General features: G+C 44.7%; 12 protein-coding genes. 8 read left to right on the forward strand and 4 right to left on the reverse strand.

The window, feature by feature from the left end; translation table 11 throughout:
* Positions 1 to 410: 410 nt before the first annotated feature.
* Positions 411 to 2,735 carry an FdhF/YdeP family oxidoreductase gene (locus VNE01S_RS05880; RefSeq protein ID WP_053394849.1) on the forward strand — a complete coding sequence of 775 codons (2,325 nt, stop codon included), beginning with the start codon at positions 411 to 413 and terminating at the stop codon, positions 2,733 to 2,735.
* Between the two features lie 39 nt (positions 2,736 to 2,774).
* Here VNE01S_RS05880 and VNE01S_RS05885 read toward each other — a convergent pair whose 3' ends face one another.
* Positions 2,775 to 3,416: a murein L,D-transpeptidase catalytic domain family protein gene (locus VNE01S_RS05885; protein WP_082331657.1), complete on the reverse strand. Its 642-nt coding sequence runs from the start codon at positions 3,414 to 3,416 to the stop codon at positions 2,775 to 2,777.
* A 550-nt stretch (positions 3,417 to 3,966) separates the two neighbouring features.
* Entirely contained in the window at positions 3,967 to 5,145 is a 1,179-nt protein-coding gene (locus tag VNE01S_RS05890; RefSeq protein ID WP_053394848.1) for a lytic polysaccharide monooxygenase, read from the reverse strand.
* A 333-nt stretch (positions 5,146 to 5,478) separates the two neighbouring features.
* Here VNE01S_RS05890 and VNE01S_RS05895 point away from each other — a divergent pair, with 333 nt between their 5' ends.
* Both VNE01S_RS05895 and VNE01S_RS05900 read left to right on the forward strand, forming a co-directional pair.
* Positions 5,479 to 6,267, forward strand: a complete 789-nt coding sequence (locus VNE01S_RS05895) for a nucleotidyltransferase domain-containing protein (protein ID WP_082331656.1) — start codon at positions 5,479 to 5,481, stop codon at positions 6,265 to 6,267.
* A gap of 94 nt (positions 6,268 to 6,361) precedes the next feature.
* Positions 6,362 to 6,811 carry a GyrI-like domain-containing protein gene (locus VNE01S_RS05900; protein WP_053394847.1) on the forward strand — a complete coding sequence of 150 codons (450 nt, stop codon included), beginning with the start codon at positions 6,362 to 6,364 and terminating at the stop codon, positions 6,809 to 6,811.
* A gap of 116 nt (positions 6,812 to 6,927) precedes the next feature.
* Here the strand turns inward: VNE01S_RS05900 and VNE01S_RS05905 are convergent, their stop codons facing one another.
* Both VNE01S_RS05905 and VNE01S_RS05910 read right to left on the reverse strand, forming a co-directional pair.
* Positions 6,928 to 8,631, reverse strand: a complete 1,704-nt coding sequence (locus VNE01S_RS05905) for an FAD-dependent oxidoreductase (RefSeq protein ID WP_053394846.1) — start codon at positions 8,629 to 8,631, stop codon at positions 6,928 to 6,930.
* 11 nt (positions 8,632 to 8,642) lie between these two features.
* Positions 8,643 to 8,828 carry a YgaP family membrane protein gene (locus tag VNE01S_RS05910; protein WP_053394845.1) on the reverse strand — a complete coding sequence of 62 codons (186 nt, stop codon included), beginning with the start codon at positions 8,826 to 8,828 and terminating at the stop codon, positions 8,643 to 8,645.
* 165 nt (positions 8,829 to 8,993) lie between these two features.
* Here VNE01S_RS05910 and VNE01S_RS05915 point away from each other — a divergent pair, with 165 nt between their 5' ends.
* From VNE01S_RS05915 to VNE01S_RS05935, 5 genes are read left to right on the forward strand one after another with little or no spacing between them, the layout of a single operon-like run.
* Complete coding sequence (locus VNE01S_RS05915) at positions 8,994 to 9,305, forward strand: ArsR/SmtB family transcription factor (protein ID WP_082331655.1); 312 nt, start codon at positions 8,994 to 8,996, stop codon at positions 9,303 to 9,305.
* Between the two features lie 30 nt (positions 9,306 to 9,335).
* Positions 9,336 to 9,755 (forward strand): YeeE/YedE family protein, encoded by a 420-nt coding sequence (locus VNE01S_RS05920; RefSeq protein WP_053394843.1) that lies wholly within the window; start codon positions 9,336 to 9,338, stop codon positions 9,753 to 9,755.
* Positions 9,756 to 9,773: 18 nt separating this feature from the next.
* Positions 9,774 to 10,232 (forward strand): YeeE/YedE family protein, encoded by a 459-nt coding sequence (locus VNE01S_RS05925; protein ID WP_053394842.1) that lies wholly within the window; start codon positions 9,774 to 9,776, stop codon positions 10,230 to 10,232.
* Positions 10,233 to 10,274: 42 nt separating this feature from the next.
* Positions 10,275 to 11,279 carry an efflux RND transporter periplasmic adaptor subunit gene (locus tag VNE01S_RS05930; RefSeq protein WP_053394841.1) on the forward strand — a complete coding sequence of 335 codons (1,005 nt, stop codon included), beginning with the start codon at positions 10,275 to 10,277 and terminating at the stop codon, positions 11,277 to 11,279.
* Between the two features lie 2 nt (positions 11,280 to 11,281).
* Positions 11,282 to 14,443, forward strand: a complete 3,162-nt coding sequence (locus VNE01S_RS05935) for an efflux RND transporter permease subunit (protein ID WP_053394840.1) — start codon at positions 11,282 to 11,284, stop codon at positions 14,441 to 14,443.
* Positions 14,444 to 14,463: the final 20 nt, after the last annotated feature.

Here is a 14,463-nt window from a genome sequence, read left to right on the forward strand (position 1 = left end):
GCCTCGGTCAAATTTATAGTATCTATAGTGTGATAGATATTATCTATTATCAAGTTGCTTGCTATTAGTGATGGTTTAGTCAATTTCTGATTGAGTACGCAGCGAAATGACAAATCATCATCAACTAAATTGATTAAAAGTGTGAGGTCTAACAAAGCAAAATAAAGCTGATAGATTTCATTTATCACACGGTCAGGATTATCAATTGGACGTATATCAGATATCGGCATAACCTTTGATTTAGATCAAAGCGAGAAGTCGCAGATTGAATCCGAAGTCTTCGAACAGTAGACAGGTATCAGTTCTTATTACATCTACACCCTTTCATTACTTACGCATTATGTCTATAACGCGCTTGTTGCCATGGGTGACCCTGTTTGCTGTTGTTCCTGTTCGTGAGGAGTAAAGTCGTGAGCCAAAAAGAACAAATTAAAGCATACAAAGGTCCTGCTGGTGGTTGGGGAGCGTTAAAAGCGGTTACCAGAAGCTGGTGGGGCAGTGAAAACGCCGTTAAAAACATCCGTACAATGCTCAAAACCAACCAAAATGGTGGCTTTGACTGTCCTGGGTGTGCATGGGGTGAGGCTCCTGAAAGCGGAAAAGTAAACTTCTGTGAAAACGGTGCGAAAGCGGTAAACTGGGAAGCAACAAACAAGCTGGTTGATCCCGAGTTTTTTGCCAACCACAGCGTCTCCTCTCTTTCTAATCAAACGGACTACTGGCTGGAGTATCAAGGCCGAATTACTCATCCGGTGAAATACGATTCAGCGTCGGATCATTACGTTCCTATCTCTTGGGATGATGCCTTTGAGTTAGTTGCCAACCACCTGAATCAATTGGACTCTCCTCACCAGGCTGAGTTTTATACGTCTGGCCGCGCAAGTAACGAAGCAGCTTTCTTATACCAGTTATTTGTTCGTGCATTTGGTACCAATAACTTCCCTGATTGTTCAAATATGTGTCATGAAGCCAGTGCGATCGGCATGAAAGACACCATCGGGGTAGGCAAAGGGACGGTAATTTTTGACGATTTCGAAAAAGCAGATGCGATTTTTGTTATTGGCCAAAACCCGGGAACAAACCACCCACGTATGTTGGAGCCACTACGAGAGGCAGTGAAGCGCGGTGCACAGGTTATCTGTATTAACCCGTTAAAAGAGCGCGGTTTAGAGCGTTTCCAGAACCCACAAATGCCAGTTGAGATGCTTAGTAACGGTTCAAAACCGACTAACACGGCATATTTACGCCCGGCACTTGGCGGAGACATGGCGGTATTTCGTGGTATTGCTAAGTTCTTGCTGCAGTGGGAGCGCGAAGCGATCGCGACGGGTGGGGAAGCGGTGTTTGATCGTGAATTCCTAGAGCATCATACAACGGGTGTTGATGAATACCTTGCCGAAGTTGATGCGACCACGTGGGAACATATCGCAGAGCAATCTGGCTTAGATTTAAGTGAGATTGAAACAGTTGCCAGTATGTACCGACGTGCTGAAAGTGTCATTACCTGTTGGGCTATGGGGCTAACTCAGCATCGTCATTCTGTACCAACGATTAAAGAAGTCGCTAATGTGCAAATGTTACGAGGTAACGTTGGTAAGCCGGGAGCTGGGCTTTCACCTGTGCGTGGTCACAGTAATGTACAGGGCGACCGCACAATGGGGATTGACGAAAAACCATCAGATATGTTTTTGGACAGTATTGAGCGTCGCTTTAATTTTGAAGTGCCTCGCGGCGTTGGCCATAACACCATCCAAGCGATTAAAGCGATGGAAGAAAAACAAGCCAAGGTGTTTATCGGCTTAGGTGGTAATTTCGCGCAAGCGACACCGGATACTGAGCGCACACATGAAGCGATGCGCAATTGTGATTTGACCGTGCATATTTCTACCAAATTGAACCGTTCGCACTTAGTGACAGGAAAAGATGCTTTGATCCTTCCTTGTCTTGGCCGCACTGAAATTGATACTCAAGCCGAAGGGCCGCAAGGCGTTACGGTTGAAGATACATTCAGCATGGTTCACATTTCATTCGGTCAGCTTAAGCCGCGTTCGGAACATTTACGTTCGGAGCCAGCCATCATTGCAGGTATCGCTAATGCGACGTTAGGCGCGCACCCAATTGATTGGAACTGGGCAATTGCAGATTATGATCGTATCCGTGACTTAATTGCTGACACGATTCCTGGTTTTACCGGTTTCAATGAAAAACTGAAAAGCCCGGGCGGCTTCCACCTGATCAATGCCGCGGCGGAGCGTCGTTGGAACACGCCAAGCGGCAAGGCGCAGTTTAGCTCAAGTGAGCTACCTAAACAGCTCATCAACGAGGCTATTCTTGAAAATGGAAACAAGCCAGACTTGATCCTGCAAACAATGCGTTCCCACGACCAGTACAATACAACATTGTATGGCCTGAACGATCGCTACCGTGGCGTATTTGGCATGCGTGAAGTACTGTTCATTAATGAAGATGACATCATAAAACTTGGCTTTGAACCCGGTGACAAAGTTGACATGGTTTCACTTTGGGAAGATGGCGTAGAGCGCAGAGTCAACGGGTTTACTTTGGTGGCTTATGACGTTCCAGCGGGTCAAGCCGCAGCGTATTACCCAGAGACTAACCCACTTGTGCCTCTGGATAGCTATGGTGATAGAACGTTTACACCAACATCGAAATTCATTGCGATTAAGTTAGAAAAATCGACATCGGATGAGATAGAGCTTACGACTTGTGAATAAGCAAAAACGGCTGGTAGTGTTACCAGCCGTTTTTATATTTTAAGCGCTTGCGTAGATGACGCTGCCGCCTTTGATCGTATCAATGATCTCGCGGGACAAATTCTTAGGTAGTGCCGGGCAACCCCAGCTTCTTCCTAGGTAGCCATTCTTTTTTATAAACGACTCGTTTGCGTAGTCAGCCCCGTGAATCACAATGTAGCGCTCTCTTGCTTTGTCATTCATGCCTGCCGTTAGCCCATCAAGGCGAAGCGAGTAGCCGTTTGAACCGTAGTAGGTGGTATCCGTCAGAAATGTACCTAGGGATGTCTTACGAGAGTTTATGACGTTTGAAAACGTTGTCGCTTGTTTCTTACCACTATTGACTCCGTGAGAAACATAAGTATTAAAAATGAGTTTTTTCTTTTCTAAGTCAACCACATAAAAACGTTTTTCCGTCGATGGCTTACTATAATCGATAATGGTTAACAGTGGCTTCTTTGTACCAGGAGTATTTTTATACGCGGTATATGCTTCGTTAAATAGGTTAAAATCCAATACACCATCCAACTTCGCATATTTATATGTATTTTCAATAAGTTGAGGTGTCAATAACCCTTCTTGTTTTTGAATTTTATCTTTTGAATAAGTAGGCACAGAAAAAAGTACCAAAACTGAAAGTGCTGCTGTGATTAGTGTTTTCATTTTTATTTTTAAGTGGTTGTTATTTATGGTTTTAAAATAGAAAGAGACTACAGTCCTACGATAGAAGGGAATTTTATTTTTAAGTTAACTAAAACAGGTGTAATAAACCAAATGCATATTAGTTTATCCGATTAATAAAGCATTAATTTACTTGTTTATATAACTGTATGAATAATAATGATTTTATATCATAATCTCGTTTTTCGATAATTAGATATAAAATTCTATATTACTTTGATTGTTAATAAAACCAACAAATTGAAATTCCCTTAGATTGTATTTACAAATTAATCATAGGTTAATTATTATAGATATTAATAATTATAGTATTATCATTGATATATTCAAATTAATATAAACAAAGTTGCTTATATTTATTCATGGTAATTTTTTGTATTCGGATATGTAAAATCTGCTTATTACTGAGTACTAGTATTGTTTCATATAATTTGATTTTAAAGTAATGAGCAGGTGATTTTGGGGTGATTAGAAAGTAAAAAGAAACCCTTCTAATAGGTAGAAGGGTTTTGGATAGATATGAAGAGGTTAGTTAGTGCCAAACTCCCCATTGGCCGGTAGTGCCTGGCTCATCACCTTTTGTCCACCATTTTGCAGTCCATTCTTTACCATTGTGGGTGACGGTATCTCCTTTGTTGTATACCGCGTTCTTATCCCAAAGGTTTGTAGGTTCCACAGGCGTAGGAGACTCTGCTTTGAGATGGGATAACGCGTAACTAAATGCTTCGCTTGGTGCGAACACATGGTTAGCGTTAAGGTTATTGGTATCAAACATGTAGTTATTCATTTCTTTATGCCAAATACCCACATACCAATCGCCACTTTGCTGTGCATTAAACTGGTCGGCAATCTCAGCAGCCCAAGTTGTGGTGTTGCTTGTCGTGATTGGCAAAGACAAATCGATGATTTCTGACCCACTTGCGTCAAACGTTCGGAATCGTATGGTATCGCCAGGTTTAACTGGCCCAAAACCCGGTGTAATAAAGTAGCCTAGTGAAGAAAGATCGCTGCTAGGGTCTGTAGGTGTTATCAGATCGGTTGGAGTTGTGCCGCCTGAACTGGTTATGGTGATATCGCTACAGTTATAAAATCCTTCTCCTACAACATCTACGCGCTGCCATCGAGTGTATAAAATGGCATCACCCGAGCGATCCGCAGGAAAAGTCACTTTTGTTCTGTAGCGCTTTTCAGAGTCAACAAAGATGTTGCCCGCGGTATCAATCAGCTCTAGATCATTCCAAGTCAGTGGCTGTGTTGGATCATAACTTGGTTTGGTTAGGTAAAATTCCCAATAAGATGGATTGTGTGGAGCATGGCCAAAGAACACCAGTTCGATTTGATTATTTTCATCCGGTGTAATATTCGTGCGTTGCCAATGTGGAGAAGGAACGTTTAACCCTTTCTTAGCCGCGTCGCCAGCGGAACACAGTTCACCATCAGGAATGATGGTTTGGACATGTGCCATATCGCGATAATTTGGCACATTTGCGGCAATTTCACTGCGTTGGATAAACGGAAAAGCGCCCGACTCGTCGAACGCGGCCTGACATGCTTGGTTAGGAATTTGGTTTGTCCAAAATCCGCCATCTAGATAACACGTGTTCTGACGTGCACTTGGGAACTCAACCCAACCATGGGCATTAACGTAAAACGAGCTGAATGCAGCAATGGTACTCAGACTCAGTAATGGGATCTTTAAATATGATTTCATAGTTCACCTTCAAGTTAGCTGACTAACAACTCAGCAAGTGAGTTGTATGATGGTTTTGCGCCACAAAGCTAACAGGGCGAGGGCGTTTATAGTGTTATAACTATTGTTGAAATTGTCAGACTGTTGGGCGCTTTCCATCATTTTGTGTAGGGTTTTGTCATACTCGACTGGCTATTTCGAGTCACTTCAAACTCACGTGCTACAGAACGATCAACTAAGTGGTGACCGATACGCGTCAAGGTGATGGCATACATTGTATTTTGTAGTTATAGTCAATTTTGTGCATATTGGTTTGTGCTAATTCGTTGTAAATACATGGTATCTAGGAGATTTATGCAGTTGCACTTTGACGACCGTGGGTTAGATAAGCTTGGTTATATCATCAATGATTGCTCGATTGAGCATCTCCAACCTGAATTCAAAGGCGTGGTTGATGCGGTCATTCAGTCTCTCACCGAACAACTTCCCAACAAGATACACAGTATTTACCTGTATGGCAGTATCGCACGGGGAACGGCAGTTGCGGGGCGCTCAGATCTGGATGTGTCGGTTGTGTTCAATCATGACATTAGCGCGGATGATGAAAAGACGCTGGGTCATATTTCGCTACTTATACCGTCGGAACATAACACCATTAGTAAACTGGATATTGATCCGGGAAGCTTGCAGGAGGTACTCAATGAAAAAGAGAAGTTCCGTTGGCATTTTTGGCTTAAACACTGTTGCTGTTGCGTCTGGGGGGAAGATTTATCTCAGCGTTTCGAACAGCTAAAACCGGATCTTCGGATTGCGCTGGCTTTAAATGGAGATTTAGCCGACGCAATAAAACAATTTGAGGCGCAGCCAGTTCAAAGCCAAGGTAAAGTTATTGGCAAGAAAATACTGCGCACTGCCTATTCATTAGTCGCTCATGTAGATGGTAGCTGGTATAGCAATCTTGAAAAATGTGCTCAAGTTGCTGCTCGCTTTTACCCGCAATTTGCCGATTCAATACAAATGGCGCTTAATCTTGCTCTTGGTGAGCAGGTTTCTCAGCAGAAGGCACTAGTGCTATGTTCGTCTTTCGGCAAAGAGTTAGTGACCGAAATTCAACGAGTTAAAATATCGTCACAGATATCGTAGTGGCTGAGATTCGCCAGTATAGTACTTAGGCTCATAGGGGCATGCGCTGTTATTGCGTATATATAAATAATTCAATCAATAATAAGGAATAATTATGAACGTCAGTCAATTGGAAGGCTTCGAAGTAGCAGGCTTTTTTGTGCGTACCACAAATGCGGATGAAATGAATGCAACTAACGCAAAAATTGGTGGCTTGTGGGAGCGTTTCTATATCGAAGCATTACCAAAACTTGGTGAGAGTTCTAAGGTGTATGGCCTTTACACCAATTACGATTCGGATGTTTCAGGTGCTTATGATGTTTTTGCCTGTGCAAGTAACCTTTCGTCAGATTCATTGCCGCAATTGATAAGCACCAAAATTGAATCAGGAAAGTACCTGACATTTTCAGCCAAAGGAGAGATGCCCCAAGTCGTGATTGATCTATGGGGAGAAGTTTGGCGTTACTTTGATGCTGAAGACTGTCCTCATTCACGCGCTTATACGACAGATTTTGAGTTTTATAAAGGCCATGACGAAGTTGAGATCTCTATTGCATTAAAATAGATCGTTCCATGAACCTGTGAAAACTCAGTATGAGTCGTTAAATAGCGTTTTATAACGGATACAAAAAAGGAGCACTCTAGGTGCTCCAAAAGAAATAGCAGTGGATTGCTTGCAAATTATGCTTGGGCAAAAAGATAAGTTCGGTAACCGCCCAGCAGGTTACGAGCTTTATAACCATTATTAACGAGCTGACGATATGCGACGTTACCGCGTAACCCAACTTGGCAATAGATAATGATCTCTTTGTCTTTTGGTAGCTCGCCCATACGGTGGCGTAATTGGTCAACAGGAATATTTATAGCGCCAGCTAAACAGCCGACAGCTTCAAGCTCACCAGGGTTACGTACATCCAACAAAATTTGATCGTCATTTAAGTCACAGATCTCATCGTAATGAATCGCTTTTGCGTCACCTTTCATCATGTTTGTTGCGACAAATGCAGCTTGGTTGATGACATCTTTTGCACTGCCATAGGGTGGTGCGTAGGTCAGCTCGAGGTGCTGCAACTGATCAACCGTCATACCAGCACGTTGTGCTACTGCCATCACGTCAATACGCTTGTCGATGCCATCTTTACCGACGGCTTGAGCACCAAAAATTTTGCCTGATTTCGGATCAAATAGCATTTTGAATGAAACGACTTCCGCCCCTGGGTAGTAGCTGGCGTGGCTCGCGGTGTGAACATAAACCTTTTCATATTCCACACCATCTCGTTTTAGTTGCTTCTCATTTTTACCTGTAGAGGCAACGGCTAAGTCGAATATCTTACAAATCGCGGTACCTTGTGTGCCTTGATACGTTTCGTTTCGGCCTAACATATTGTCTGCTGCCATGCGGCCTTGACGGTTAGCAGGGCCTGCTAGTGGGACGAGAGTTTGTGAACCGGTCACGAAGTCTTTTTCTTCCACTGCGTCACCAACGGCATAGATGCTTGGATCGCTTGTTTGCATCATCTCGTTGGTCCAGATGCCGCCTAGCTGACCAATTTCTAACCCTGCGTCTGCGGCGAGTTTGGTTTCAGGTCGAACACCAATCGCCATGATCAGGATGTCAGTTGTTAGTGTTTCACCGTTATTCAGCGTTAAGTTCAGCTCACCTTCAATATGCTGGTGTTCGTCACTTTCACCAGAACCGAAACTTGCAATGTGTTCGTTTGGTATGTACTCAATGGCTTGTAGCGCGACTCCCAGTTTTAAATCAATGCCTTTCTGTTTGATCTCGGCATGCGCGATCCCAGCCATTTCTCTATCGACTGGTGTCATCACTTGATCTGCCATTTCAACTAACGTGGTCTTGATACCAAGCTGGTGGAAAGCTTCCATCATCTCAAGACCGATAAAACCGCCACCAACAACCGTCGCATGTTCCGGTTTGTTCATTTGGATCGTTTGAATAATGCGATCCATGTCAGGAATGTTGCGTAGCGAGTGGGTCAGCGGATTATCAACGCCAGGGATAGGTGGAACGACTGGACCCGCCCCTGGGCTTAGCAATAGAAAGTCATAGCTTTCAGTGTATTCACTATTGTCGATTAAATTTCTAACTGTTACTGACTTGCTGGCGCGATCAATGCTTGCCACCTCGTTCATTACGCGTACGTCGACATTAAAGCGCGCAAGGAAGCTTTCTGGTGTTTGAAGCAAAAGTTTGCTGCGCTCCTCAATGTCGCCACCAATATGGTATGGCAATCCGCAGTTAGCGAAAGAGACGAAGGGGCCACGTTCGAACATGATGATTTCGGCATCTTCGCTAAGGCGGCGAGCGCGTGCAGCGGCGGAAGCGCCACCAGCAACACCACCAACAATAAGAATTTTAGTCATTTGAAACTCCGTTAATGAAAGCCAAGTTTTTTGAGGAAAAAGGCCGCAGGACATATGCCTGTAAATGCACTTTGGATCAAGTTTACCCCAATGAAAACAGTTAGCCACACAAAACCACTATGAACGGTCACCGTCAATACCACAGACAGCAAAACCATCGCTCCCGCAAAAACTCGAACAGCATTTTCTAAAGTCATCATCGTTCTCCTTACGAATCGATTTCCTCTGATGACTATTACTATAGAACTCTAAATTAGTTTTGTCTAATGTTTCTTTGTCTAAATTTAAAGTATCTAAATTAGAATTGACTAATCTATATTGTTTAGTATTATCTAATGTAGATGTGTTACTCGAGGTCAGTCATGGTGGATCAAACAGTGAATATGGCAGAGATGCAAAAAAATGCAGTAGAAGCCGCTGAGCTACTTAAAGTGATGGCCCATCCAGAACGCTTGATGGTGTTGTGCCAGTTAACACAAGGAGAGGTCGGAGTAGGATCGCTGCAAAGCGGCTCTGCATTGAGTCAATCCGCGTTTTCTCAACATCTCACTGTTATGCGCAAACATGGATTGATTACATCTCGTAAAGAAGCACAACAAGTCTTTTATTCGCTGAGCGATCCGCGAATTGTCCAACTTATTCAGAACTTACAGACCACATTTTGTGGCGAATGATTTTCGGTTTTCATTTTTTAAGAGGTAGATATGGCTTTCACAGTTCCTTGGGAATCTTTAGCAGGAGGCATTTTATTAGGGATATCAGCAACGTTGATGCTGTTGATAAACGGCAAGGTAGCTGGCATCAGCGGAATCATGACAGGCCTATTAACGCCTAAATCACGAGATTTTGCGTGGCGTTTACTCTTTGCGGTTGGAATGGTATCAGGCGGCGCCATCGGGGTATTGGCTTTTACCAGTGATGTACCGACCACTTATTCGAGTAGTACTGCTGTGTTAGCCATCGCGGGTTTACTGGTTGGTATCGGTACGCGCTTAGGTAACGGTTGCACTAGTGGACACGGGATTTGCGGTATTGGGCGTTTATCAACGCGCTCGATTGTAGCAACGTGCATTTTTATGTTTGTTGCCGCTGCAACGGTTTATGTTCGTCTTCACTTAATTTAGCTCGTGGTTGGTTTAAAAATGAATAACGTTATTTTTCGTTTAGTGTCTCTGTTTTCTGGGGTTTTATTTGGCCTTGGTATGATCATTTCGGGGATGGCTAATCCAGAAAAAGTGGTGGGATTCCTCGATGTAGCAGGTGCATGGGATCCAAGTTTGATGTTTGTAATGGGCGGGGCGTTACTTGTGTTTATGCCTAGCTACTTTTTGTTGATCAAACCCAAGCAAAAGCCAGTGGTCGCGCAAGAATTTTGCTTAGCAAAAAACAAATCTATTGATAGCCGATTAGTGAGTGGTGCAGCGATTTTTGGTTTAGGTTGGGGGATTGCGGGTGTGTGCCCTGGGCCTGCACTTTCTAGCTTGGCACTCGGGAACAGTGGAGTGTGGGTTTTCTTCGCATTCATGATGGTAGGGCTAGGGGCAACAAACTTATTGATTTGTTTCAAAAACAACCGGGAATCACAAACGCAAACAGCATAGCGACTATGCTCAAAGTGGAATAATGAGAAGGGAGTGGCAACAATGAAATGGTTAACGTGGAGTATAGCTATCGCAATGGCCGCATCTGGTCAGGTGAATGCAGCAGATAAGCAAGAGCAGTACACGGTAAAACGAGCGCCAATATCTCAGGTTATTCACCTAGATGGTGTCGTACAGCCCGTTAATCAGGGGACAGTTGCCGCTCAAACGTCTGGTCGCGTTGTGGGTTTGCATGTTGATGTTAACGACTACGTAAAACAAGGCACAGTCCTGCTGGAAATTAGTGCGGTTCAGCAGTCGGCTTCTCTGGATGCCGCGCAAGCACAATTAGCGAGTGCTATCGCTCAAAATCGAGAGGCTCAAGCACAAGTCTCGCGTTATCGCCAATTATTCCCTCGTGGAGCCATTTCTAAAGACCAAATGGATAGTGCAGAAGCACGAGCTCGAAGTACGTCAGCGGGTGTGAGAGCGGCACAAGCATCCGTAGCGCAGGCCAAAGAGTCGTTGGGTTACACCAGCGTAACGGCACCTTATGATGGCGTTGTGACTAAACGGCATGTAGAGCTAGGTGAAACGGTTGCACCAGGTATGCCCCTGTTAAGTGGCTTCTCACTTGATATGTTGAGGGTAGAAACAGACATCCCACAGCGCTATCAAGATAAAGTTGAAAACGTTGGCCAGTTTGACGTGCTTTCGCCTCAAGGTGATCGCATTGCGCCAACGGAATATAGCTTGTTCAGCTATGCGGACCCGCAATCGCATACCTTCAAAATGCGTTTAGAGTTACCTGAGAAAGTTGAGGCGTTAGTGCCGGGGATGTGGGTTAAAACTGAGTTTAGATATGGTGAAAACCACTCGTTACTTATCCCTAATAGCGCAGTTGTTAGGCGTGCCGAACTCAGTGCCGTATACCGCATTGATCAAAATGGACGAATTCTCAATCCAGTACGCCTTGGGCAAACTTACGGCGATTATGTCGAGGTGTTGTCTGGTCTAGAAGAAGGTGATGTCATTTCGACAGTCGCACTAGCTGTAGAAGGGAAGTAATTATGGACAAACGACTCGGTATTTCGGGTCGCATAGCAGCGGCCTTCCAAAACTCAGCCATGACGCCATTATTAGCGCTTGTTGGGCTACTGATGGGCTTATTTGCCGTCATTGTGACGCCGAAAGAAGAAGAACCTCAAATAGATGTGACGTTTGCGGATGTTTATATCCCGTTCCCTGGTGCATCACCAGCAGAAGTCGAAAGTTTAGTGACGAATCCAGCTGAGCAGATTGTCTCTGAGATCCAAGGTATCGACAAAATTTACTCTTTCTCACAGCCAGACGGTGCGATGATTGTGGCCATTTTCGAAGTCGGTGTCAGCCGCAACGACGCGGTGGTCAGAATCTACAACAAACTGTATTCGAACAAAGATTGGATGCCGCAAGGGGTTGGAGTCGGTGAGCCCATTATCAAACCCAAGGGCATTGAAGATGTACCTATTGTAAGTATTACACTTTCGGATCGTTCTGGAGGGCTGGATCAACAACAATTAACGCAAGTGGCACATGGTCTGGAAACAGAGCTTAAGCGTATTAAAGGCACGCGAGATATTTACACAGTGGGCGGCCATAATACGATTGTTGACGTGCGTCTCGACCCTGTAAAAATGAATAGCTTTGGTATCACGCTTGATCAGCTTAACCAGCATTTACCTGCTGCCAATGCAAGTTCTCCAATGTTACGTTTAACACACGATAATCAGGAGTTTCCGGTCCAGGTTGGCCAGTTTCTAACGCGCGTTGAAGAGGTTAAGCAGCTTGTGGTTGGGCTACACAATAACACGCCCGTTTATCTTGAGGATGTCGCTGAAGTTAAGTTGGGCGCAGATACACCAACGCAAAATGTCTGGACCAGTGACAAATCGGGAATCTACCCTGCCGTGACCATCGCGATTGCGAAAAAGAGCGGCGAAAACGCGGTCAATGTAGCCAATGCGATTGAAAGCCGCTTAGTCGAACTTGAGAACCAGCTTATTCCGGATGGAGTCAACGTTGAGATCACCCGTGACTACGGTAAAACTGCAGCAGACAAGAGTAATACTCTGATAGGTAAACTCGCATTCGCAACAACAGCCGTTGTAGTTTTAGTGTTGATCACAATGGGCTGGCGAGAAGCCTTAATTGTTGGTTTTGCGGTAGTGGTAACCTTGATGATTACGCTATTCGCCTCTTGGGCGTGGGGATTTACCTTAAACCGTGTATCGCTGTTCGCGCTGATTTTCTCGATTGGTATTTTGGTTGATGATGCCATTGTGGTGGTAGAAAACATTCATCGCCATATGTCTAAGGGCAAAGCCAAGATCAATGAACTCATTCCAGCTGCCGTGGATGAGGTGGGTGGGCCAACGATCTTAGCGACCTTCACCGTGATCGCCGCATTATTACCAATGGCATTTGTCAGTGGTTTAATGGGCCCATACATGAGCCCGATCCCTATCAACGCTTCTATGGGGATGATGATCTCGCTTGTGGTGGCATTTGTGGTGTCGCCTTGGCTCGCGCGTCATTTCCTAAAACCTGCAGCACACCAGGAAAGCACCGCATCAAGCTCGGTATTTCATCGCATAATGTCGCCGTTCGTTAAAGCTAAAGCGCAAGGTAGAAACCGTTTTATGCTGTTGCTCGCGGTATTGGCGTTAATTGCCGGGTCCGTCATGCTACCTGTTTTCCAAGCAGTCGTATTAAAAATGCTCCCGTTTGATAACAAGTCAGAGTTTCAAGTGGTGTTAGATATGCCTGAAGGTACCTCGCTTGAACGCACTCAACGCGTATTGTTTGAAATGGGCAGTGAACTAAACAAAGTACCAGAGGTAACGGGCTACCAAATGTATGTAGGGACTGCTGCGCCGATCAACTTCAACGGTTTAGTCAGACACTACTTTATGCGCAGCCAAGCTAACCAAGGCGATATTCAAGTCAATTTGGCAGGGCGCAAAGAGCGTGATCGCGACAGCCATGAGATAGCGACAGCGGTTCGCCCACTACTGAATGAAGTGGCGGAAAAATTTGGCGGTAAAGTCAAAGTCGTCGAAGTTCCGCCTGGGCCGCCGGTTTGGTCACCGATTCTGGCTGAGGTTTATGGGCCAACGCCAGAGTTGCGCCAGCAAGCTGCGAGACAAGTACGTGAAATTTTCCGTTCAACCGATGATATTGTCGATGTGGATATGTACTTGCCGGAAGCGCACCAAAAATGGCAAGTGGTGATTGATCGCAGTAAGGCCTCACGCTACCAAATACCTTATGCTTCAATAGTTGACGCATTAGCGACTTCGGTTGGTGGCAAGCCGATTACTTATTTGCACAGTGAGCACAATAAGTATCCTGTACCGATTCAAATTCAAGCCAGTGAAACTGCCAAGGTGCGCTTAGAACAAGTCTTAAACATGAAAGTAGGTAGCATGAGTGGTAATACCTACCCGCTGTCTGATTTGGTGAAAGTGCGTCAGACACGTATGGATGACTATATCGTGCATAAGAACCTAGTCCCGATGGTGATGGTGGTTGGTGATATGGCAGGTTCAGTTGATAGCCCCTTGTATGGCATGTTTAACATTGGCAGTACGTTAGACAATGAAATGAACCTTGCTCAACACTACATCAACCAGCCTGATGGTTTAGACGGAATCGCGATACTTTGGGACGGGGAATGGACAATTACCTACGAGACCTTTAGAGACATGGGGATCGCCTACGCTGTAGGTATGATTTTGATCTATTTGCTTGTTGTTGCGCAGTTCAAGTCTTACTTAGTACCACTCATCATTATGGCGCCGATACCTCTAACCATTATTGGTGTTATGCCAGGGCATGCATTATTGGGCGCGCAATTTACGGCCACCTCCATGATTGGGATGATCGCGCTGGCAGGCATTATTGTGCGTAACTCAATACTGCTGGTGGATTTTATTAACCAGCAAGTTGAGCAAGGCATCGAATTCGGTGAGGCTGTGATTCAGTCTGCTGCTGTACGGGCTAAGCCGATTATGCTCACAGCCCTGGCGGCTATGATAGGGGCGGTATTTATTCTGGATGACCCTATCTTTAATGGTTTAGCCATCAGTTTGATCTTTGGTATTTTCGTTTCCACGGTATTAACGCTATTGGTTATCCCGGTGCTTTATTATGTGGTAATGAAATCACGATTTGAGCCTCGAAAAGCTTAAACACTGCCTTTGATAACAAA

Origin of the sequence: Vibrio nereis NBRC 15637 (assembly GCF_001591105.1) — a bacterium.
Taxonomy (GTDB): Bacteria; Pseudomonadota; Gammaproteobacteria; order Enterobacterales; family Vibrionaceae; genus Vibrio; species Vibrio nereis.

What these genes read in the sequence shown, in the direction of transcription:
- VNE01S_RS05885 (WP_082331657.1), bottom strand. Translation starts at nt 3,416, where the DNA reads ATGAAAACACTAATCACAGCAGCACTTTCAGTTTTGGTACTTTTTTCT.
- VNE01S_RS05890 (WP_053394848.1), bottom strand. Translation starts at nt 5,145, where the DNA reads ATGAAATCATATTTAAAGATCCCATTACTGAGTCTGAGTACCATTGCT.
- VNE01S_RS05895 (WP_082331656.1), top strand. Translation starts at nt 5,479, where the DNA reads ATGCAGTTGCACTTTGACGACCGTGGGTTAGATAAGCTTGGTTATATC.
- VNE01S_RS05900 (WP_053394847.1), top strand. Translation starts at nt 6,362, where the DNA reads ATGAACGTCAGTCAATTGGAAGGCTTCGAAGTAGCAGGCTTTTTTGTG.
- VNE01S_RS05905 (WP_053394846.1), bottom strand. Translation starts at nt 8,631, where the DNA reads ATGACTAAAATTCTTATTGTTGGTGGTGTTGCTGGTGGCGCTTCCGCC.
- VNE01S_RS05910 (WP_053394845.1), bottom strand. Translation starts at nt 8,828, where the DNA reads ATGACTTTAGAAAATGCTGTTCGAGTTTTTGCGGGAGCGATGGTTTTG.
- VNE01S_RS05915 (WP_082331655.1), top strand. Translation starts at nt 8,994, where the DNA reads ATGGTGGATCAAACAGTGAATATGGCAGAGATGCAAAAAAATGCAGTA.
- VNE01S_RS05920 (WP_053394843.1), top strand. Translation starts at nt 9,336, where the DNA reads ATGGCTTTCACAGTTCCTTGGGAATCTTTAGCAGGAGGCATTTTATTA.
- VNE01S_RS05925 (WP_053394842.1), top strand. Translation starts at nt 9,774, where the DNA reads ATGAATAACGTTATTTTTCGTTTAGTGTCTCTGTTTTCTGGGGTTTTA.
- VNE01S_RS05930 (WP_053394841.1), top strand. Translation starts at nt 10,275, where the DNA reads ATGAAATGGTTAACGTGGAGTATAGCTATCGCAATGGCCGCATCTGGT.
- VNE01S_RS05935 (WP_053394840.1), top strand. Translation starts at nt 11,282, where the DNA reads ATGGACAAACGACTCGGTATTTCGGGTCGCATAGCAGCGGCCTTCCAA.